At 62.6% G+C, this 19,887-nt stretch carries 18 protein-coding genes; 7 read left to right on the forward strand and 11 right to left on the reverse strand.

Features of this window, described 5'->3' with window-relative positions:
- From ACRANW_RS01300 to ACRANW_RS01335, 8 genes are all read right to left on the reverse strand, one after another.
- Positions 1–1,227 carry an aminotransferase class V-fold PLP-dependent enzyme gene (locus ACRANW_RS01300; RefSeq protein ID WP_479432772.1) on the reverse strand — a complete coding sequence of 409 codons (1,227 nt, stop codon included), beginning with the start codon at positions 1,225–1,227 and terminating at the stop codon, positions 1–3.
- Positions 1,224–1,991 carry a SufD family Fe-S cluster assembly protein gene (locus tag ACRANW_RS01305; protein WP_479432773.1) on the reverse strand — a complete coding sequence of 256 codons (768 nt, stop codon included), beginning with the start codon at positions 1,989–1,991 and terminating at the stop codon, positions 1,224–1,226. The genes ACRANW_RS01300 and ACRANW_RS01305 overlap by 4 nt, the downstream gene beginning before the upstream one ends.
- Positions 1,988–2,743, reverse strand: a complete 756-nt coding sequence (sufC, locus tag ACRANW_RS01310; RefSeq protein WP_479432774.1) for a Fe-S cluster assembly ATPase SufC — start codon at positions 2,741–2,743, stop codon at positions 1,988–1,990. Before sufC ends, ACRANW_RS01305 begins: the two co-directional genes overlap by 4 nt.
- Complete coding sequence (locus tag ACRANW_RS01315) at positions 2,736–3,296, reverse strand: endonuclease domain-containing protein (protein WP_479432775.1); 561 nt, start codon at positions 3,294–3,296, stop codon at positions 2,736–2,738. Before ACRANW_RS01315 ends, sufC begins: the two co-directional genes overlap by 8 nt.
- Positions 3,293–4,804 (reverse strand): Fe-S cluster assembly protein SufB, encoded by a 1,512-nt coding sequence (sufB, locus tag ACRANW_RS01320; RefSeq protein ID WP_479432776.1) that lies wholly within the window; start codon positions 4,802–4,804, stop codon positions 3,293–3,295. The genes ACRANW_RS01315 and sufB overlap by 4 nt, the downstream gene beginning before the upstream one ends.
- Positions 4,801–5,241: an SUF system Fe-S cluster assembly regulator gene (locus ACRANW_RS01325; RefSeq protein WP_479432777.1), complete on the reverse strand. Its 441-nt coding sequence runs from the start codon at positions 5,239–5,241 to the stop codon at positions 4,801–4,803. The genes sufB and ACRANW_RS01325 overlap by 4 nt, the downstream gene beginning before the upstream one ends.
- A gap of 93 nt (positions 5,242–5,334) precedes the next feature.
- Positions 5,335–6,180 (reverse strand): helix-turn-helix transcriptional regulator, encoded by an 846-nt coding sequence (locus ACRANW_RS01330; RefSeq protein WP_479432778.1) that lies wholly within the window; start codon positions 6,178–6,180, stop codon positions 5,335–5,337.
- A gap of 118 nt (positions 6,181–6,298) precedes the next feature.
- On the reverse strand, positions 6,299–7,234 hold the full coding sequence (locus ACRANW_RS01335; RefSeq protein ID WP_479432779.1) for a helix-turn-helix domain-containing protein: 936 nt from the start codon (positions 7,232–7,234) through the stop codon (positions 6,299–6,301).
- Between the two features lie 300 nt (positions 7,235–7,534).
- Between ACRANW_RS01335 and ACRANW_RS01340 the strand changes: the two genes are divergently transcribed.
- The 3 genes from ACRANW_RS01340 (at position 7,535) to ACRANW_RS01350 (ending at position 12,331) form a co-directional block, all read left to right on the forward strand.
- Positions 7,535–8,578 (forward strand): quinone-dependent dihydroorotate dehydrogenase, encoded by a 1,044-nt coding sequence (locus tag ACRANW_RS01340; RefSeq protein ID WP_479432780.1) that lies wholly within the window; start codon positions 7,535–7,537, stop codon positions 8,576–8,578.
- Positions 8,579–8,588: 10 nt separating this feature from the next.
- On the forward strand, positions 8,589–10,307 hold the full coding sequence (gene ggt, locus ACRANW_RS01345; protein ID WP_479432781.1) for a gamma-glutamyltransferase: 1,719 nt from the start codon (positions 8,589–8,591) through the stop codon (positions 10,305–10,307).
- A 200-nt stretch (positions 10,308–10,507) separates the two neighbouring features.
- Positions 10,508–12,331: an AMP-dependent synthetase/ligase gene (locus ACRANW_RS01350; RefSeq protein WP_479433981.1), complete on the forward strand. Its 1,824-nt coding sequence runs from the start codon at positions 10,508–10,510 to the stop codon at positions 12,329–12,331.
- Positions 12,332–12,353: 22 nt separating this feature from the next.
- Here ACRANW_RS01350 and ACRANW_RS01355 read toward each other — a convergent pair whose 3' ends face one another.
- The 3 genes from ACRANW_RS01355 to ACRANW_RS01365 all read right to left on the reverse strand — a co-directional run bounded on the left by ACRANW_RS01355 (position 12,354) and on the right by ACRANW_RS01365 (position 14,880).
- Positions 12,354–12,872, reverse strand: a complete 519-nt coding sequence (locus ACRANW_RS01355; protein WP_479432782.1) for a hypothetical protein — start codon at positions 12,870–12,872, stop codon at positions 12,354–12,356.
- Positions 12,873–13,166: 294 nt separating this feature from the next.
- On the reverse strand, positions 13,167–13,889 hold the full coding sequence (gene phbB / locus ACRANW_RS01360) for an acetoacetyl-CoA reductase (RefSeq protein WP_479432783.1): 723 nt from the start codon (positions 13,887–13,889) through the stop codon (positions 13,167–13,169).
- A 217-nt stretch (positions 13,890–14,106) separates the two neighbouring features.
- Positions 14,107–14,880 carry a hypothetical protein gene (locus ACRANW_RS01365; RefSeq protein WP_479432784.1) on the reverse strand — a complete coding sequence of 258 codons (774 nt, stop codon included), beginning with the start codon at positions 14,878–14,880 and terminating at the stop codon, positions 14,107–14,109.
- Between the two features lie 414 nt (positions 14,881–15,294).
- Between ACRANW_RS01365 and ACRANW_RS01370 the strand changes: the two genes are divergently transcribed.
- The 4 genes from ACRANW_RS01370 to ACRANW_RS01385 are packed head-to-tail and all read left to right on the forward strand — an operon-like array spanning position 15,295 to position 19,848.
- On the forward strand, positions 15,295–15,702 hold the full coding sequence (locus tag ACRANW_RS01370) for a DUF3576 domain-containing protein (protein ID WP_479433982.1): 408 nt from the start codon (positions 15,295–15,297) through the stop codon (positions 15,700–15,702).
- A gap of 51 nt (positions 15,703–15,753) precedes the next feature.
- Entirely contained in the window at positions 15,754–18,273 is a 2,520-nt protein-coding gene (gene leuS, locus ACRANW_RS01375; protein WP_479432785.1) for a leucine--tRNA ligase, read from the forward strand.
- Positions 18,273–18,773, forward strand: a complete 501-nt coding sequence (gene lptE, locus ACRANW_RS01380; RefSeq protein WP_479432786.1) for an LPS assembly lipoprotein LptE — start codon at positions 18,273–18,275, stop codon at positions 18,771–18,773. Before leuS ends, lptE begins: the two co-directional genes overlap by 1 nt.
- A gap of 10 nt (positions 18,774–18,783) precedes the next feature.
- On the forward strand, positions 18,784–19,848 hold the full coding sequence (locus ACRANW_RS01385) for a DNA polymerase III subunit delta (RefSeq protein ID WP_479432787.1): 1,065 nt from the start codon (positions 18,784–18,786) through the stop codon (positions 19,846–19,848).
- Positions 19,849–19,887 lie beyond the last annotated feature (39 nt).

Below are 19,887 nucleotides of genomic sequence, written 5' to 3' on the forward strand. Positions count from 1 at the left end.
TTATCCTTTCCCAAAAATCTTGCGGCACCGCCCGATCCCGGCGATCAGCGCGTCAACATCGTCCTGCGTGGAATACAGTCCGAAGCTGGCGCGCGCGGTGGCGGGAACGCCGAGGTAATCCATCAGCGGCTGGGCGCAGTGGTGCCCAGCCCGGATCGCGACGTTGGCTTCGTCAAGAATCGTGCCGAGGTCATGCGGGTGGATATCGTCCACCGCAAAGCTGACGATCCCGGCGCTGTCAGCGGGGCCGAACAGCGTCACATCGTTCATCGCGCCAAGCTCACCGCGCAGACGGCCGACGAGCGCCTGTTCAAGCGCGTGAATGCGGTCGGTGCCGATGGCGCTGACGTAATCGGCAGCCGCAGCAAAGGCGATGGCCTCGGTAATAGCAGGCGTCCCGGCTTCGAACCGCTGGGGCGCCGGGGCATAGGTGGTTCCGGCAAAAGTCACGCGGTCAATCATCGCGCCGCCACCTTGATAGGGCGGCATATCGGCAAGGATATCGGCCTTGGCCCATAGCGCACCGATCCCAGTGGGGCCGTAGAGCTTGTGCGCGCCGAACACGAAGAAATCGCAGTCCAGCGCCGTGACATCGACGCCCATATGTGGAGCCGACTGGCACCCGTCGAGCAGCAGCTTCGCGCCAACCCGGTGCGCCAACGCTGCCGCACGGGCTGCATCGAGCACGCTGCCGACCACGTTGGAAACATGGCAGAATGCCACCAGCTTGTGCGCCTCGGTCAGCATCGCTTCGGCGGCGTCCAAATCAATCTGATGATCGGCGGTCAGTGGGCAGACGTCGATCGCCGCGCCGGTCTCGGCCGCGACAATCTGCCATGGCACGATGTTCGAGTGGTGCTCCAACTGCGACAGCAGGATCCGGTCCCCCGCTTTCAAGTTGGCGCGGCCCCAGGTCTGCGCAACCAGATTGATCGCCTCGGTCGCGCCGCGGGTGAAGATCAGTTCATCCTCGTGCCCGCCGATGAACTGCGCAACCGTGCGCCGCGCCGCTTCATAAGCCTGCGTCATTTCCGCCGAGCGGGCATAGACCCCGCGGTGGACCGTGGCGTAATCCGCGCCCATTGCCCGCGCCATCGCATCGATTACCGCGCGCGGCTTCTGCGCAGTGGCGGCGGTATCCAGGTAATGCCACGGCTTGCCCTCAGCCGTGACGAGGCCGGGAAACTCGGCGGTGAAGTCCCGCGCGATAATGACAGGTGCGTTCATAGCTGTGCGCCTTCCAGTACGCTGAGTGCCGCATTGAGCAGCGTTTCGCGCTCCGCATCATCCGCCATCGCCACGAAGGCATCGCCGAGGAATGCCTGCACCAGCAGCCGTTGTGCGGTGGCAGGATCGACCCCGCGCGCCATCATGTAGTAGCGTGCGGCTTCGTCCAGTTCGCCAACGGTCGCACCGTGCGCGCACTTGACGTCATCGGCGAAGATTTCGAGCTGCGGGACGGCATTGGCGCTGGCACCCGCCTCCAGCAGCAGCGCTTTAAAATCCTGCGCGGCGTCGGTCTTTTGCGCGTGGCGGGCAACCTTGATTTCGCCCAGAAAATTGCCCGTCGCGCCGGCCCAGTGAACCGCACGGACGGTCTGGTTGCTGGTCGCATCCGGTTCGGCATGGATCACCTGCGTCACGAATTCGCGGGTCACGCCCCCCTGCTGGTTGGCTCCGCCGATTGTCACGCCGCCGAATTCAAAATGCGCGCCCCAGCCAAGCCGCACTTCGATTTCCACGCGGGTATAATCATTCCCGCGGTTGGTGACGAAAAATGCCGCCCGTGCGCCGTCGCCAAGCGTGACGCGGGTACGGTGAATTTCGGGCGCATCGCTGCCGGCGACAAAACACCTTGTAATCTTCTTCCCAGCGGGAACATCAATCGTGTCCCAATGATCGAGCGCATTGGCGCCCAACCGCGCAACTGCATCCATATCGGCATAGCGCCAAGCTTCATCGCGACGTGTGGGGAGGACGGCGAGGCTCATGCCATCACCGAATCATAACCCTCGGCTTCAAGCCGCAGCGCGAGTTCCGGCCCGCCGGTTTCGACAATCCGGCCATCGGCAAGGATGCTGACCTTGTCGGGCGCGACGACATCGAGCAGGCGCTGGTAGTGCGTGATCAGCAGCACGGCTTTGCCTGGCGCACGCATGATCGCGTTGATCCCCGCGCCTACGATCCGCAGCGCATCAATATCCAGCCCGCTGTCGGTTTCATCGAGCAGTGCAAAGGCGGGATCGAGAATACCCATCTGCACCATTTCGGCGCGCTTTTTCTCACCGCCCGAAAAGCCGACATTCACTTGCCGCTTGAGCATATCCATGTCCATTTGCAGCAGCGCGGCCTTATCCTTGGCGAGCTTCAGGAATTCGCCACCCGACAGCGGTTCCTCCCCCCGCGACCGGCGCTGCGAATTGAGCGCTTCACGCAGGAACTGCACATTGGAGACGCCGGGGATTTCGACCGGGTATTGAAAGCCCAGAAACAACCCTGCCGCTGCACGCTCATGCGCCGCGAGGCTGAGCAAATCCTGCCCGTTGAACGTCACGCTGCCGCTGGTCACATCGTAACCCGGCTTGCCACCCAGCACATTGGCGAGCGTCGATTTGCCCGCGCCATTGGGGCCCATGATCGCGTGGATTTCACCTGCGGGGATCGACAGCGTCAAGCCCTTGAGGATTGTCGTCGGCTTGTCGGGGCCGCCGACGGTGGCGTAAAGGTCGGTGATTTCAAGCATTGTTATTCCTTGGGGTACGCTTTGCATCGCCGCCCTGTTCGGAGCGTGGCCGGGGGCGATCATAACTCTGGTTCGGGTTCGCCGCCTTGTGCGCACGGGCGGCGGCTTTGCGCTCGGCAATCCGGTCGCGCATGACGGTGGTAAGGCGCTGGAGGACAGCATCGATATCATCGAGAATATCGCTCGCCGCGATCCGCATCACCTTGATACCCACGCTCTCGAGGCTCTTGTCGCGGCGGTGGGCGAGAGCATCGTTTTGCCCCTCCTCATCAATCGCCAGCGCGAGGCCGAGGTTGTGGCAGTTAAAATCAATGATCGCGCTGCCGACCACCGCGTGGCGGGTGAACTTGTAACGTCCCAGATCAGCCGCAGCGAACTTCTCGGCCAGCGCCTTGTGTGCGTCCGACGAATGGCGCCGCATCTCACGCGCATGTTCGTGCAGCGCGTCGAGCCGCTTGTCCGAAATTTCCCACCCGCGGCCCTTCTTCTTGAGCGTAGGCGCGTCGGCGGTGGCAGCCTCGGGGTTGAGGGCGAGGGTTTTGCGGGTGGTCACCCCACGCTCCCCTCAAGCGAAATCGCCAGCAGCTTCTGCGCTTCGACTGCGAACTCCATCGGCAACTGCTTCATCACGTCCTTGGCAAAGCCGTTGACGATCAACGCCACGGCTTCCTCTTCGCCAAGCCCGCGCTGCATCGCGTAGAACAGCTGTTCGTCGCTGATCTTGCTGGTGGTTGCCTCGTGCTCGATCTGCGCGCTGGGGTTCTTCACCTCGATGTAGGGCACGGTGTGCGCGCCGCATTGATCGCCGAGCAGCAGGCTGTCGCACTGGGTGAAGTTGCGCACATTGTTCGCCGTCGGCCCGACGCGGACGAGGCCGCGATAGGTGTTCGACGATTTGCCCGCCGAAATGCCCTTGGAGATGATCGTGGATCGGCTATTTTTGCCGTTGTGGATCATCTTGGTACCGGTGTCGGCCTGCTGGTGATTATTGGTGACTGCGACAGAGTAGAACTCGCCCACGCTGTCTTCACCATTGAGCACGCAGGAAGGATATTTCCACGTCACCGCCGAGCCGGTTTCGACCTGCGTCCACGAGACCTTGGAACGGTCGCCCTGGCACAGTGCGCGCTTGGTGACGAAATTGTAGATCCCGCCCTTGCCCTCGGCATTGCCGGGATACCAGTTCTGCACGGTCGAATACTTGATCTCGGCATCGTCCATCGCGACCAGTTCCACCACAGCGGCGTGAAGCTGGTTTTCATCGCGCATCGGCGCGGTGCAACCTTCGAGATAGCTGACATAAGCGCCCTTTTCAGCGATGATCAGCGTGCGCTCAAACTGCCCGGTGTTTTCGGCGTTAATGCGGAAATAGGTGCTCAGCTCCATCGGGCAGCGCACGCCTTCGGGAATGTAGACAAAAGTGCCGTCGGAAAAGACTGCGCAGTTCAGCGCCGCAAAGTAGTTGTCGCGCACCGGCACGACCTTGCCGAGCCACTTTTTCACCAGGTCGGGATATTCGCGGATCGCCTCGGAGATCGACAGAAAGATCACGCCTGCGCGCAGCAATTCGGCGCGGAAGCTGGTGGCGACGCTGACGCTGTCAAACACCGCATCCACCGCGACCTTCTTGGCGCCCTTCACCCCGGCGAGGACCTCCTGCTCGCCCAACGGAATGCCCAGCTTGTCATAGATGCGCTTGATCTCGGGATCGAGGTCTTCAAGCGAATCCAGCTCGATCTTCTTCTTGGGCGCGGCGTAGTAGTACGCGTCCTGATAATCGATCTTGGGATAGCCAACCTTGGCCCAATCGGGCTCTTCCATGGTCTGCCACAGGCGAAACGCCTTCAGCCGCCAGTCGAGCATCCACTCCGGTTCGTTCTTCTTGGCCGAAATGAACCGCACCGTATCTTCGGTGAGGCCTTTTTCGGCGAATTCGGTTTCGATGTCCGATGACCAGCCATGCTCGTAATCGGCAACCTTGGCGGCTGCTTCACGCGCCTGAACATCGGTTTCCGGGCCACTACTCGGCGCACGGTCCTGAAGGTCGATACGATCGCTCATGCCAAAGTTTCCTCGATAAGGGGGAGCGGACGGGCCGCGGAAGGCGCACGCAGCTGGGCGAGCGTGATGCCCGCCAACGCACTGCGCAGCGCATGATTGATGATGGGCCAATGCGGCTTCATGTTGCACCCGGTCTGGTAGTCGCAGGGGGTATCATCCACGCAGGTGGTCAGCGCAATTCGACCCTCGATCGCCTCAACGATATCGGCCACTGTGATCGCAGCAGCCGGTCGGCCAAGCTGCAACCCGCCATGCGCGCCGCGCACCGAGCGGAGCAGACCCGCTGCGGTCAGTTTCGACACCAACTTCTGCACCGTCGGCACCGGCAGGCCGGTTTCCGCCGCCAGTTCGGCCGCGCTCACCCGCCCATCGCCGCAGTGCTGCGCGGCTTGGCACATCGTGATGACGGCATAATCGGCAAGGTTTGACAGGCGCATTGCGAATGGTTCTCAATTCGGACGAATTTGTTCCGAATTGCAATTAGGAGCATTCTGCTCGCATTACAACCGCAAAGCGGGCGCGGGGGCGTGCTATTGCGCGGCGCTGCTCAGCGGCGCGCCCGCGTCGCCGTGGCCTGCGGGATCAAGCAGATCGTTTCCGTGGTATTGCTTGCGCAATTGTGACGGGGTGCGCCCGGTGTAACGCCGGATGTCACGGATCAGATGCGCCTGATCGAAAAAGGACGCCATCAGCGCATCAAACACTTCTTCGCTGATACCCGGCTGCGCGAGCGCCATGGCCGCCCGGTGCGCGCGGAACCGCTTGAGCACCTGTGCCGGCGCAACCCCGAAAAAGCGCCGCGATATCCGCTGCAACTGCCGCGGCGAAAAGCCGGCATCGCCATAGAGATCCGCCAGCGGGGGATTAAACCCGCTGTTCAGCCAACGCAGGATCGCCTCGACCGCTGCGACATGATCGGGGCGGATGGTGTGAGGTCCGGCCGAGACCACGTCGGCCAGATGCGCGCACAGGTCCTCCGGTTCGATCTGCCCCTCGGCGCAGGCCAATGCTGCCGCCTCAAGCCCGGCGATCTGTTCCGGCGTCAGGATCTTGCAAGCCGGAATAAGCCGATCATGAACCGCATCGGCAGGAAGATTGGCGAGCCTCTGCCACGCAACATGGGTCAGCGACGCGCTGATTGTCAGCAACGGGCCTTCCATGACGCAATTGGCGCTGCGCATTTGCGGGGCGTTGAACGTGACGGTGGATGTCGTCGCCGTGCTGCCATCTGCATAGGTGAAGCGGATCCGGCCGCGCACAACGAGCAGCAACTGTGCCGAGTAAGCCGGCACCGTTTCCGGAAAATGCCCGTCTTCGGTCTGCATAATGTAGAACGTGTTTATCAGTCCGGCCAGATCAGCCGGTGGCAGTATCATCCGTGTTTGAACCTGCAACCCACCCCTGCCCCGAAGGGCACCCCCTTATCGTTGTGGCGCGACCATCATAGGATATTATCTTGCACTGATGGCGGGCGCTTGTCGAGTCAAACGCTTGTCAGCGACCTAGTTCGCGCAAGTTGCGTGCGTCAATCATCTCGGCGAGGTAGGGCGTGGTGGTATCAGTCAGCCGCGCAGGGGTGCGGCCCACGAAATGCGCGATCTCGCGGATCATGTGCGATTGATCGAAGAAAGCCTCGGCGATTTCGGCTTCGTCCTCCATCGACAATTGCGGGGCGGACAGCAGCGCTGCTGCGCGCAAAGCCCTATATTTGCGCGCCAGCGCACGCGGCGTCAGGCCGAAATAGCGTTCGACCAGGCGCTGCACCTGACGGGCAGAGTAGCCGGCAACCCCGGACAGATCACCGACTTCGGGATTGAACGAAGCGCCAAGCCACCGGCCCGTCGCTGCGATCAGTTCAAGATGGCGCGGATTGATCGGCCTGACCTTTCGCCCGATAAAATCGCCCACCGCCAGGGCACAGTCGCGCCCGCTCATCCCGCCTTTGCGGTAGGCCGCGATCAGTTCTTGGCCCAGCGTATCGATATCGGGGCCAAGAACGCTTGCCGCGGGCAACAACCGATCACGGCACTGCCCCGCATGAAGGCCGGTCAGTGCCGCCCAACCGATCGGCGTCAGCGCCGCACCGAAAGCATGGAATGGCCCATCCACCACGATCGGCGTGGCGCGCGAAAGCGGGGTCATCAGGCCCATCATATGATTGGGATCGCGATGCCCTTGCCCGAACAACATTTCTCCGGTGCCATGCGGGAAAAAGCAGAGGTTTCCGATTGAAGCGGGTTGAATGTCGCGGATCACCGCTTCGTCGCACCGGAAGTAGTAAAGCGTGGTGACGAAAGGCGCGATCGCTGCCTGGGGCGCGATGTAGTCGACCGACATCAGCGCAGCAGCCGTAAGCTGCTGGTCCACGGTCGAATAGCCGCTGGCGATTTCGGAAGGCGCAAGGGTTGTGGTCATGATGTCATCGAACATCTCATGCCACATTTGTGTGCGCCGTCAAAAGCAGAACAAAAAAAGAGGCGACGCTCCTTGCGAAGCGCCGCCTATCTAAGTTGAGGAACTCTTTGCATTACTGCTCCAAGCCCTTCGGGTCGCATTCGGGTACCTATACTGCGAATCATCTGCGGGATTGTATGCAAGCGACAACGCTTGCCCCGCGACCCGGGAAAAGCGCTGATCGAATGGTTCGCCAATGGGGATTTAACGCGTGCAAATGCAGCCTTGCGCCGATTGGCTCGACATGCGCCGCGTGCTGACTTAACCGCCGCCGCAATGCTGTTTCACCTGATCAAGCCTGCACTGTTCGCTCTCGATTCGGAAACCGGCCACCGGCTTGCGATCCGCGCGCTGGCCGCGCTGCCGAGCCGCTCGCCCGCTGCCGAAGGCGGCGCGTTGGCGGTGACAGTGGCGGGGCTGAATTTCCCCAATCCGGTCGGTGTGGCGGCCGGCTTCGACAAGGATGCCGAGGTGCCCGACGCGCTGCTCGGGCTGGGCTTCGGTTATACGGAGGTCGGCTCGATCACACCGCTGGCACAAGCCGGAAACCCCAAGCCCCGCTTGTTCAGACTGATTGAAGATCAAGCGGTTATCAACCGGATGGGGTTCAACAATGGCGGAGCGGAAGCGGCACTTGTGCGGCTGCGTGCCCGTGCCGGGCGATCGGGGATCGTCGCGGCCAATATTGGCGCCAACAAGGATTCGGCCGACCGCGTCGCCGACTACGCGGTAATGGCGCGCAAGATGGCTCCATTTTCGAGCTATCTCTGCGTCAATGTGTCCTCCCCCAACACGCCCGGCCTGCGCGCGCTTCAAGATGAAGGCGCGCTAGACGCCTTGATCGACGCGGTGATCGCCGCGCGCAACGAAGCTGTGCCGTCCGATCCGCCGCCAATCTTTCTCAAGGTCGCCCCCGATCTCATGCCGTCGGATATCGACGCCATCGCCCGGATCGCGTTGGACAAGCGGCTGGGGGCGCTGGTGGTGTCGAACACCACGATTGCGCGGCCCGCACTCCAATCGCGCCATGCGGGCGAAAGCGGCGGATTGTCGGGCGCGCCGCTCCGCAGCCTCGCCACTCAGCGTCTGCGCGATTTCCGCAAGGCAACAGGGGCGGCCATCCCGCTGGTCGGTGTCGGCGGCATCGCCACGGCCGACCATGCGTGGGAACGCATCCGCGCTGGTGCCAGTCTGGTGCAGTTATATTCCGCGATGGTCTATGAAGGCCCGGGCCTTGGCGCGCGGATCGTGCGCGGGCTTGAACACCTGATGCGCCGCGATGGCTTTGCAAGCATTGCCGAAGCGGTGGGAAGCGAATAGCAATTCCCCCATGCGTTTCTTTGCTGCCCTGATCGCCCCTATGGCGCTGGCCCTGCCGGGTTGTGCCTCCACCCAGACCATCGTCGCCAGCGATACGTCGCCTGTCACGGTCGGCGCGGTCAGCAGCGCCGATCCGCGCGCGACGGCCGCTGGCCAAGCCATATTGGCGCAAGGCGGCTCGGCGGTTGACGCGGCGATTGCGGTCATGTTGGCGCTCACCGTGGTCGAACCGCAAAGCTCCGGCATTGGCGGCGGCGGCTTCATGCTGCGCGCAGACGGCGAAGACGGCACGCTCACCACCTATGATGGCCGCGAAACCGCACCTGCTGCCGCGACAGCGGACCGGTTTATTGATGCAAGCGGCAAGGTGCTGGACCGCGATACCCGCGTTTTCACGGGGCTGAGCGTAGGAGTGCCCGGCAACGTCGCGCTCGCCGCCAAAGCCCATGCTGAACATGGCAAGCTGCCCTGGTCCGCGCTGTTTGCGCCGGCCATCGCTCTGGCCGAGGACGGTTTCACGATGAACCGGCGGCTCCACGAATCGCTATCGCAAAACAAGGGCCGTGCGGACAAGTCGGACGCGGCCAAGGCCGTATTTTTTAGCGCGGATGGCGATGCCCTGCCGATTGGCGCAACCGTCAGGGTCCCTGCCCTCGCCGCCACTCTCAAGGCCATGGCGACGCAAGGATCCGAAGCGATGTACGGCAGCACTGCCGCCGCGCAGCTTGCCGCCTATGTCGCCGGCGCGACCCCGCAGGATGGGCGCATGACCGCTGCCGACATCACAGGCTATACCGCCAAGACCCGCGATCCGGTGTGCGCGCTGTATCGCACCTATCGCGTGTGCGGCATGGGGCCGCCATCGTCAGGCGGGGTGGCCGTGGCGCAGATGCTCGGCCAGCTCGAACGGTTCGATCTTGCCGCGCTGGGCCCGCAAAGCCCCACGTTCTGGCACCTGTTCGTCGAAAGTCAGCGCATCGCCTATGCCGACCGCGAACTTTACACCGCCGATACCGATTTCGTCGACGTGCCCGTCTCGGGGCTGGTGGATGCAGGCTATATCGCGAGCCGTTCAGCCTTGATCTCGGCAGAGACCACAATCGCCAAGGCCGAGGCCGGCGTCCCGCCCGGCGCCCCGCTGGCACGCGGCGACGGCGATGAGGAGCCGGAGAACGGCACCACCCATTTCGCAATCACCGATGCAGCCGGCCACGCCATCAGCTACACGTCCACCATTGAAGGCGCCTTCGGATCGGGGCTGTATTTCGGCGGCTTCTACCTCAACAACGAATTGACCGATTTCACCTTCACCGCCGACGAGAACGGCAAGCCGGTGGCCAATCGGGTCCAGGGCGGCAAGCGGCCGCGGTCTTCAATGGCGCCGACGATCGTCTACGACGCCGGCGACCGGATCGTGCTGGTGATTGGCGCTGCCGGTGGTCCGACCATCCCGGTACAGGTCGCGCGCTCGATCATCGGCGTTATTGATTTCGAAATGAGCGCCCAAGATGCGCTTGGAATGCCGTTCATCATGAGCTTTGGCGAGGCTGTGCTGATCGAGGAAGGCAGCGCGCTTGAAGCCATGGAGCCGGCGCTCAAGGCGCTTGGCCATGCCAGCATCCGCAAAGGCGCTCCGCCGCTCAAGGCGAATGCTTTGCGCCGCCTCTCAGACGGCAGGTGGGAGGTGGCGATCGATCCGCGCCTCGTTCGCAAGCTCGAATACAAGTGAGCCCGCTGGGGGCGGATCCCCGCTCCCCGCTTGCCGCTACGGCGAACAGCTTCTAATCTGTTCACTATACGGGGTCGCGCCTGAACCCCGACACGATAATCCGAAGGGATCAGGAGCCTTTGCCAGTGCATTCCACCACCGCGTCTTCCCGGATCGCAGGAAGAGCCGCCCGTGCGATCGCCAACCCGGCGGACCACCACATTTTGCAGGATATTGATAACGCTCAAAATCTTGTGGCGCTGTTTTTCAAGCGTGCCGACGCCAAAGGCAATGCCCCGTTCCTTGGCCACAAGACCGGCGGGCAATGGGTCACGCAAAGCTGGCGCTCGGCGGCAGAACACGTCTGCCTGCTGGCCGAAGCGTTGCGGGCTATGGGGCTGGAAGATGGTGACCGGGTCGCGCTGGTCTCGGAAAACCGTCCCGAATGGTGCATCGCCGATCTGGCGATCATGGCTGCGGGCTGCATCACCGTGCCGACCTACATCACCAACACACGCCGCGATCACGCGCACATTCTCGACAATTCCGGCGCACGGGCGGTGGTGGTGTCGACCGAGAAGCTGCTCGGCCCTCTCGTGGGCGCTATCGCGGAAACCGGGCTGATCGATCATGTGATCGGAATCGACAACCTAAAGCGCCAGCAATCGGGCAGTTTTGAATATCACCGTTGGGCGGAACTTGTGACCGGCGATGCGGCGGCAGCCAGGGCCGCTGTCGATGCGCGCATTTCCGGCATCGAACGATCGGAAACGGCGTGCCTGATCTATACCAGTGGCACCGGCGGGGCTCCGCGCGGCGTCATGCAGCATCATGGCGCGATCCTGTGCAATGCCGCCGGCGCCGCCGAAGTATTGGTGGAGGATTTCGGTCTGGCAGAAGAGCGCTTTTTGTCCTTCTTGCCGCTCAGCCACGCCTATGAACATTCCGGCGGGCAGTATCTGCCCATAAGTGTCGGCGCGGAAATCTTCTATTCCGAAGGGCTGGATAAGCTTGCCAGCAATATCGAGGAAACCCGGCCCACGCTGATGGTGGTGGTCCCGCGTCTGTTTGAAGTGCTGCGCACCCGCATCATCAAGCAGATCGAAAAGCAGGGCAAAATCGCCAATTTCATGATGGATAGCGCGCTGAAGATTGCCGAGAAATCGACAAACGGCAAAAAGCGTCTGCGCGACCGCCCGCTCGATCTGCTGGTCGAAAAGACATTGCGGCCCAAGATTCGCGCCAAGTTTGGCGGGCGGCTGAAGGCTCTGGTGTCAGGCGGCGCGCCGCTCAATCCCGATGTCGGCAATTTCTTTGACGCGATGGGCCTTACCATGCTGCAAGGGTACGGCCAGACCGAAGCGGGACCGGTGATCAGCTGCAACCGCCCCAAGGTTGGCCTCAAGATGGACACGGTCGGCCCGCCGCTGCGCGGGGTCGAAGTGCGCGTGGCGGCGGATGGCGAATTGCTGGTGCGCGGCGAGTTGGTGATGCACGGCTATTGGCGCAACGAGGCAGAAACCGCGCGGACGCTGAAGCCCGATCCCGAAGATAAAACCGGAAACCTCTGGCTGCACACCGGCGACATCGGGCACTTCGACAACAAGGGCCGGATCGTCATCACCGACCGCAAGAAGGACATGATCGTCAACGACAAAGGCGACAATATCGCCCCCCAGAAGGTCGAGGGGATGCTGACACTCCAGCCCGAAATCGCGCAGGCGATGGTGAGTGGGGACAAGCGGCCCTATGTCGTCGGGCTAATCGTGCCCGATGCCGAATGGGCGCTGGAATGGGCACGGGCCAATGACGAAAAGTTCGATCTAAAGGCCCTGCAGGAACTGCCTGCCTTCAGGAACGCCGTGCGCGCTGCGGTCGACCGCACCAACGCCGACCTGTCGGTGACTGAAAAGGTCCGCCAGTTCGCCTTTGCCGACGAGGCGTTCTCAATCGAGAACGAGGAAATGACACCGTCAATGAAGATCCGCCGCCACAAGATCCGCGAACGGTATCAGCCAAGGGTGGATGGGCTTTACAAGGGGTGATGGAGCATCACGCGCTTTACCGTCACCCTCGACTTGATCCGGGATCGGGCTTTTTGAGTTCGGCCATCAAAGCGGGGTTTTGTATCAGATTGCGCACCTGATCAGATATCGAACGCCCGTCATTTGTAGCAACTCGCAGAAGCTCTCGACACTCGTCTTCGGTCCATAAACGATCAGGTGTAACGTCATAGCGATCTAGAGGCAGATGCCGTGTGACGATGAAGCGTTGTCCGCTGCTGTCAGTCACGACCATCACAGTCGCGTGTGCCAGAAGATGACGCAAAGGCCGCAACGACCGCCATCGCTCAATCCGTTTGAGCAGGGTCTGACAACGCTTGTCGCTCATGCGTGAAAGGCGAACACAGAGCTGCTGGAGATTAGATAAAGGCCCCTTTTCAACAGACAAGTCGAGTGTCAGACATAATTGTCCGATAGCGTGTTCGGCTGTTGCGAAATGCGTAAGGACGCAGCCCAGCCAATTGCATGGTTCGAGCGGCTTAGGCACCGCCACCTCAATGGTAATAGGAAGAAGTTCGGACATGGCGTGAGGCTACGTCAGAAGCCCTTAAACCTTCGTCACCTTCCTTTTTGTCGGACGGCACAAGGCAGACAAAGCGCATCTCACTGGCGTGGGCTCGGAAGGGCGGCCGGCATCACGTTTAGGACGGAGGCGACCTTACAACCGCCGCACCTAACAGGCATTGTCATGAGCATTGCCGCGCCGTTGTGGTACAGCGTCATTGCGACCCGAGGGGCCTGTTGGCCTCCACCTTTATGCCCCTGCCTTGCGGCAGGGGCTTTTTTTGGCGTAAGCCTCCCGCGCCCTTCGCCGCCATCAATACATATGCTGGCCGCCGTTGATACTCATGGTCGAACCGGTCACGAACCCGCCGTTCTCACTGGTCAGAAACGCCACCGCGCGGGCGATTTCCTCGGCCAAGCCGAGCCGCCCGACCGGGATTTTTGCGACGATCTTTTCCAGCACCGGGGCGGGCACAGCCGCGACCATGTCGGTGTCGATATAGCCCGGCGCGATGGCGTTAACCGTCACCCCGAACTTCGCGCCTTCCTGCGCCAAAGCCTTGGTAAAGCCGTGAATTCCGCTCTTTGCCGCAGCATAATTGACCTGCCCGTATTGCCCCGCCTGCCCGTTGATTGAACCAATGTTGACGATCCGGCCCCAGCCGCGTTCCCGCATTCCGGGGAACGTTCCCTTGGCCATGTTGAAGCACCCGCCAAGGTTGATGCGCATCACATCATTCCAGTCGTCAAAGCTCATCTTGTGAAGGGTGCCGTCGCGGGTGATTCCGGCGTTGTTGACCACAATGTCCACAGGGCCGTGATCCGCTTCGACCTGGGCACATCCGGCCAGTGTCGCTTCATGATCGCCAACGTCCCATCTGTAGGCAGGAATACCGGTTTGCGCCGTGAAGGCCTGCGCTTTTTCCGCATCCCCGGCATAAGTGGCGATCACGGTGTGGCCCTGCCGGACCAGCCGCTGGCAGATCGCCGCCCCAATCCCGCGTGTTCCTCCGGTAACGATGGCTACCCGGCCCATGGCAATCCCTCCCCAAGTCTCAATCCGTTTGCTCCGCCAGCAACTTAGCGTCGCTGTAGGGTCAGGGGAAGCGGCGAATCGCCATGCGCGTCAAGCCGGGGCAAGCGGGGGTCTGGCAGAGGCTGGCAGGGGTCTGGCCCGATCAAGCGGCGCCAAGCGATAGGCTAACACGAGTCTGGAAGAGCGGCCCGAACCGGCGCTTCAGCCCTCCAACAGATCAGAACTTGATCTGGGTTCCGACGTAGACCGCTTGGCTATCCTGAACCGAGTTGGTCAGCGGATCGAGCCGCTCGCGCTCCTGCGAGTAACGCACGCCGGCTGTCACATTCAGGTTGGGCGAAAGGCGGAAGCTACCGCCGACATCCACAGTCTGTGCGGCGGTCGCATCAAGCGTATTGGGCGACCGGCCAGCAATCTGGCGGTCTTCCAACTCGATCCGCGGTTGAAGCCGCGACGGCGCGTCATCGGCCTTGGGGCGCGAAGGTTCAAACTGCGCCAGATCGGGCAGCGAAACATTATTGACGTTGGCCGACAGATCGACCGAGCGGGCAAAACTTTGATAACCGCGCGCTGCGCCCAGTTGAAACTTGCTGGCGTCAACACCGGCAAGCCCTGTACCGCGCCCCGGAACCGCTTCGATCGTCTTGCGCACGGTGATGGCAAGGGCAGAATCTTCATCGACCCGCACTGCTACTGTTACTGTCCGCTTGCCTGAGAGCGCGGGTGCGCTGGCGGGTGTGAAACGAATGCCGCGCGCACGCGCTTTATCCGCCACGCGGGCAGCCAAGGCCGGATCAACCGAGGCCGGCGTGAACATTCGCAGGCCGAGCGATTCGAGCGAAGCCGCAGTGCGTTGCGGCACCGCGTCCCCTGCCAGCGCGAGGCCTGCACTTGGTACCGCGAGCGCAAGCGCGCCGCATGCCGCAGTGCACAGCGCGATCGACGACAGAGAGCGCCGCGCCTTGGCTGACCTGTCCGACATACGTACCATTGTGATAACTGCGTCCCTGTTTTTATTCAGCTGAGCCATATACTGAGCCATATCGCACCTGAACCTCAAGTGAGTCGCAGCGCTTTTGTTCCATCCGTGTTAAGCGAGACCAACGGGCTTGCAATGACCTTGCTTTGACTCGTGCAGGATTCCTACCCGGACTGTTGCACCTTGCACACAGACCATTGCATGATTGTGAAAAATTCAGGCTGGGTAAAGCCAGCAAGCGCTTTGTGCCGTCCTCGCCCCGCCCGCCTGCGTGCATCTGAAAGCGGATGACGCTTGCCGCTTTAGGCCGCAGGGCTATAGAGCAGGCCAAGACCGATGAAGAGGAAATTTCCGGCTGTGACACGCGCCAATTCTGCCCCGTTCCGCCCGGCCGCCGTCCTTGGCCGCCGAACCCTAGCTTACGCCATGCTCGGCGCGTCGTTGCTGGGCCTCGGCGCCTGCGGCGGCAGTGAGCGGCCACGCACTGAATTGCAGGCCGCGCAAGTCAATACGATCGGCGTCAACGCCTATCTATGGCGCGCGGCGCTCGACACGGTAAGCTTTGCGCCGCTGCTTCAGGCCGATAGTGCGGGCGGCGTGATCGTGACTGATTGGTACGCCAATCCGACCAACCCGACCGAGAGGGTCAAGCTGACCGTCACAATCCTCGATCAGGATCTGCGCGCCGATGCCCTGCGCGTCGCGGCAAGCCGACAGGTCAACGATTCTGGTAACTGGGTCGAAGCCCCGGTACAGGCAGCCACCGTGCAGAAGCTGGAAGACATCATTCTCACCAAGGCCCGCGATCTGCGCCGCCAGGCGCTGGCGTCCTAGACACCTACCAAACGCTTCCCGAGCCGCAGCTCGGCCGACTGAAAGCCGTTCATGACCGATACCCGTTTCGACCCTGCCGTCGCTGATGAACGCTGGCAGCGTGCCTGGGCCGAGGCCGGAATCTTCACGGCGGATTCCGACAGCCCGAAGCCTAAAAGTTATATCCTCGAGATGTTCCCCTATCCTTCGGGGCGCATCCACATGGGCCATGTGCGCAATTACACGATGGGCGATGTGCTGGCGCGCTATCAGCGGATGCAGGGGTTTGAAGTGCTGCACCCGATGGGGTGGGATGCCTTCGGGATGCCGGCAGAAAACGCGGCGATGGAAAAGGGCGTGCACCCTGGCGGCTGGACGCGTCAGAATATCGCGCAGATGAAGGCGCAATTGCAGCGCATCGGCTTTGCGCTGGATTGGACCCGCGAATTCGCCACCTGCGACCCCGAATATTATGGCCACGAACAGGCGCTGTTTGCCGACCTGTATGAAGCGGGTCTGGTCTACCGCAAGGAATCGACCGTGAACTGGGATCCGGTCGATATGACGGTTCTGGCGAACGAGCAGGTCATAGATGGCAAGGGCTGGCGCAGCGGCGCGGAGGTCGAGAAGCGCAAGCTGAACCAGTGGTTCCTGAAGATTACCGACTTTGCCGATGATCTGCTGGAGGGCCTCGGCAAGCTGGAAGACTGGCCCGAAAAGGTTCGCCTGATGCAGGAAAACTGGATCGGCAAGTCGCAAGGGCTGGAGTTCAGCTTTGACCTTTCAGACGGCGGGAAGCTGCCGGTCTACACCACGCGCCCCGATACGATTTTCGGCGCGAGCTTTTGCGCCATTGCTGCCGATCACCCGATCGCGCAGGGGCTGGCGAGCGATCCGGAAGTCGCGGCCTTTATCGAAGCGTGCAAGCGCGGCGGGACCAAGGCGGCCGACGTCGAAACGGCGGAGAAACTGGGATACCGCACCGCGATCACCGCGCAGCATCCCTTCACAGGTAAGGCCCTGCCGGTCTTCATCGCCAACTTCGTGCTGATGGAATACGGCACCGGTGCGGTGATGGGCGTGCCGGGGCATGACCAGCGCGACCTTGAATTCGCCACGAAATACGCATTGCCGATTGCCCGCGTGGTCGCCTCCGACCCCGCAAAGGCTGACGAACCCTTCAAGGGCGAGGCCGAGGCGGGGGACGGGGTGATCGTGAACAGCGATTTCCTCACCGGCATGAGCGTTGAGGACGCCAAGCAGGCCGTCATCACCCGCGCCGAAAGCGGCGGTTGGGGTGAAGGACGCACTGTGTGGCGGCTGCGCGACTGGGGCGTCAGCCGCCAGCGCTATTGGGGCACGCCGATCCCCTTCATCCATTGCGACACCTGCGGCGTGGTGCCGGTGCCCAAGGATCAGCTGCCCGTGACTCTGCCCGAGGATGTCAGCTTTGACATCCCCGGCAATCCGCTCGAACGTCACCCGACGTGGAAGCACGTGGACTGCCCCAAGTGCGGCGGCGCAGCGCAGCGCGAAACCGATACGCTCGATACCTTCGTCGACTCCTCGTGGTATTTCCTGCGCTTCGCCAGCCAGCCCACCGACCGTCCGTTTGACCCGGCAGAGGTCGCCAAGTGGTTGCCCGTGCAGCACTATATTGGCGGGGTAGAACACGCGATTTTGCACCTGCTCTATGCCCGGTTCTGGACGCGGGCGCTGGCACACATGGGCCAGATCGACGTGACAGAGCCGTTTGCGGCGTTGTTCACGCAAGGCATGGTGACACACGAGACCTATAGCCGCACCGACGAAACCCGGGGCGTGCCGGTGTTCTTCGCACCGGAAGAGGTCCACCGCACGTCAGACGGCGCATCCCTTCTGGCCGATAGCGCGCCGATTGATGTCGGCCGCGTCATCAAGATGTCGAAGTCGAAGAAGAACGTCGTAGACCCTGATGCCATCATCGCCCGCCACGGTGCGGATGCGGTGCGGTGGTTCATGCTGTCCGACTCGCCGCCGGAACGCGATCTGCCGTGGTCGGATGCCGGGATCGAAGGCTGCGCGCGCTTTGTGCAGCGGTTGTGGCGGCTGTTCTGCGCCCATGACGCGGCAGCACAGGGCGAAGACAAGGCGCTGATGCGCAAGACCCACCAGACCATCGCGGCCGTCGCCGCCGATATCGAGGCCTTGGGCTTCAACAAGGCCGTGGCGCGCATTTACGAGCTGACCGGCGTGGTCGAAAAGGCCGCGCCGTCCGCCAGCCGTTCGGCGGCGATCCGCGCCCTCGTTCATCTTTCCGCTCCCATGATGCCGCACCTCGCGGAAGAAGCCTGGACAAGCATGGGGCAAGGCCTGATCGCTGATGCAGCATGGCCGCAAGTCGACCCGGCGCTGCTGGTCGATGACGAAGTCACCATCGCGATCCAGCACATGGGCAAGCTGCGCGACACCGTGACCGCGCCCAAGGGGGCATCGAAAGACGCTCTGGAGGCGCTGGCGCTGGGTTCCGCCAATCTGCAACGCTCGGTCGATGGCGCGGCGATCCGCAAGATCATTGTTGTGCCCGATCGTTTGGTGAATATCGTTACGTGATGCGTGTCGCGCTTGCCCTGCTGGCCTCACTGGCCCTCACTGCCTGCGGCCTTTCGCCGATGTATGCGGGCGGGCCGAACGCGGCGACGGCGCAAGGCATCGCGGCCGTTGATGTTCCCGCGATCGAGGGGCGCGGCGGATGGCTGGTCAAGAACGCGCTCGAGGCGCGGCTCGGAATCGCAGGCCAGACAACGCCGCAATACCGGCTCGACGTGCGGTTGGACGATTCGCTTGAAGCACTGGGCGTGCTCAATGATGACACCATCAGCCGCGAACGCCGCATCCTGCGCGCGCGCTACCAATTGGTGGAACTGGCGACCGGCGCGGTGTTGCTGGATACGACGGCTGGATCGGAAGCGGGGATTGACGTGGTTTCCAGTGAATATGCCACCATCGCTGCGGAACAGAAGGCGTTGGAGAATCTCGCGCTCCAAGTGGCCGACCGGATGGCGACGCAGATCGCGCTGACGCTGCGCAGCCGCGCCGCTGCGGGCCAATGACGGCGGGCCGATGAAGGCCAAGAACAGCGACTTTGCCCGCGGCGTGCCGCAAGGCGCGCTGGCCGCCCGCATCTTCTTTTTCTGCGGCCCGGACGAGGCCGGCGCGAGCGCCGCCGCCAACCGCGTCGCTGGCGCACTGCCTGATCCGGGCGAGCGGGTGGAGATGGCAGGGTCTGACCTGCGCCGTGATCCAGCTCTGCTGGGCGATGAGGCCCGATCAACCTCGCTGTTTGGCGGTGCGCGGCATATCTGGGTGCGCGCCAGTGGCGACGAGGCTCATGATGCCGTGCAATTCCTGATCGAAACCGCCGATGCGGGCGCCGGTATCGCTGCGCCCGTGATCGTCATCGCCACATCCGCCACCGACAAATCCCGCACCGCCAAACTGCTTGAAAAGCGCACTGATGCGCTGGTGGCGATGTTTCATCCGCCCGATCTCAGTTCGGTCGCCAGCGCGGTCAGGGCGATGGCCGATGCGGCAGGCCTTCGTCTGGGCGGCGATCTGGCTGAACGGATTGCCCGCGGCGCTGGGCTGGACGTGCGGCTGGCGCAGTCTGAAGTCAGCAAGCTGGCGCTGTATTGCGATGCTGACCCGCAGGCGCCCCGCCCCGCCACACCCGAAGATCACGCCGCCATCGGCGCCACCACAGACGAGGATGGGTTCGCCCCATTGGTGAACGCGGTGCTGGGCGGTGAATTGAACAAGATCGCTGGCGAGATCAAGCGGATGCGCGAACTGCGGTTGAATCCGGTCGGCGTGGCGCTGGCGCTAGAGCGACGCGCAAGCCAACTGGCGCAGATTGCTGCTTACCTTGGCCCACGCGGCAACTTTGACCAGATCGACAAGGGCGCCGAAATGCGACTGGGGATATTCTTCAAAGAAAAGCGGGACATCGCCAACCAATTCAAGCGCTGGTCTCAGATCGCAGCGCGCGGCAGCCGCGAAACCCGACTCGAACGGCTGATCCCCCGCCTGACCGCGCTGCACCGCAGTCTGCTCGCCAATAGCCAGGCAGCGGAGCTTTTGCTGGCCCAGGAACTGACAGAAATCGGCCGATTTGCTGCAAAGCGGTAGCAAAATGTGACAAGCTGCTTTTCGCAGTCGCACAATTTC

Source organism: Erythrobacter sp. 'gip.4 top 5' (assembly GCF_056495765.1).

Bases quoted from the DNA above. Each gene is read 5' to 3' on its own strand.
- ACRANW_RS01300 (WP_479432772.1), bottom strand. From the start codon at position 1,227: ATGAACGCACCTGTCATTATCGCGCGGGACTTCACCGCCGAGTTTCCC.
- ACRANW_RS01305 (WP_479432773.1), bottom strand. From the start codon at position 1,991: ATGAGCCTCGCCGTCCTCCCCACACGTCGCGATGAAGCTTGGCGCTAT.
- sufC (WP_479432774.1), bottom strand. From the start codon at position 2,743: ATGCTTGAAATCACCGACCTTTACGCCACCGTCGGCGGCCCCGACAAG.
- sufB (WP_479432776.1), bottom strand. From the start codon at position 4,804: ATGAGCGATCGTATCGACCTTCAGGACCGTGCGCCGAGTAGTGGCCCG.
- ACRANW_RS01325 (WP_479432777.1), bottom strand. From the start codon at position 5,241: ATGCGCCTGTCAAACCTTGCCGATTATGCCGTCATCACGATGTGCCAA.
- ACRANW_RS01330 (WP_479432778.1), bottom strand. From the start codon at position 6,180: ATGATACTGCCACCGGCTGATCTGGCCGGACTGATAAACACGTTCTAC.
- ACRANW_RS01335 (WP_479432779.1), bottom strand. From the start codon at position 7,234: ATGTTCGATGACATCATGACCACAACCCTTGCGCCTTCCGAAATCGCC.
- ACRANW_RS01340 (WP_479432780.1), top strand. From the start codon at position 7,535: ATGCTGTTTCACCTGATCAAGCCTGCACTGTTCGCTCTCGATTCGGAA.
- ggt (WP_479432781.1), top strand. From the start codon at position 8,589: ATGCGTTTCTTTGCTGCCCTGATCGCCCCTATGGCGCTGGCCCTGCCG.
- ACRANW_RS01355 (WP_479432782.1), bottom strand. From the start codon at position 12,872: ATGTCCGAACTTCTTCCTATTACCATTGAGGTGGCGGTGCCTAAGCCG.
- phbB (WP_479432783.1), bottom strand. From the start codon at position 13,889: ATGGGCCGGGTAGCCATCGTTACCGGAGGAACACGCGGGATTGGGGCG.
- ACRANW_RS01365 (WP_479432784.1), bottom strand. From the start codon at position 14,880: ATGGTACGTATGTCGGACAGGTCAGCCAAGGCGCGGCGCTCTCTGTCG.
- ACRANW_RS01370 (WP_479433982.1), top strand. From the start codon at position 15,295: ATGCTCGGCGCGTCGTTGCTGGGCCTCGGCGCCTGCGGCGGCAGTGAG.
- leuS (WP_479432785.1), top strand. From the start codon at position 15,754: ATGACCGATACCCGTTTCGACCCTGCCGTCGCTGATGAACGCTGGCAG.
- lptE (WP_479432786.1), top strand. From the start codon at position 18,273: ATGCGTGTCGCGCTTGCCCTGCTGGCCTCACTGGCCCTCACTGCCTGC.
- ACRANW_RS01385 (WP_479432787.1), top strand. From the start codon at position 18,784: ATGAAGGCCAAGAACAGCGACTTTGCCCGCGGCGTGCCGCAAGGCGCG.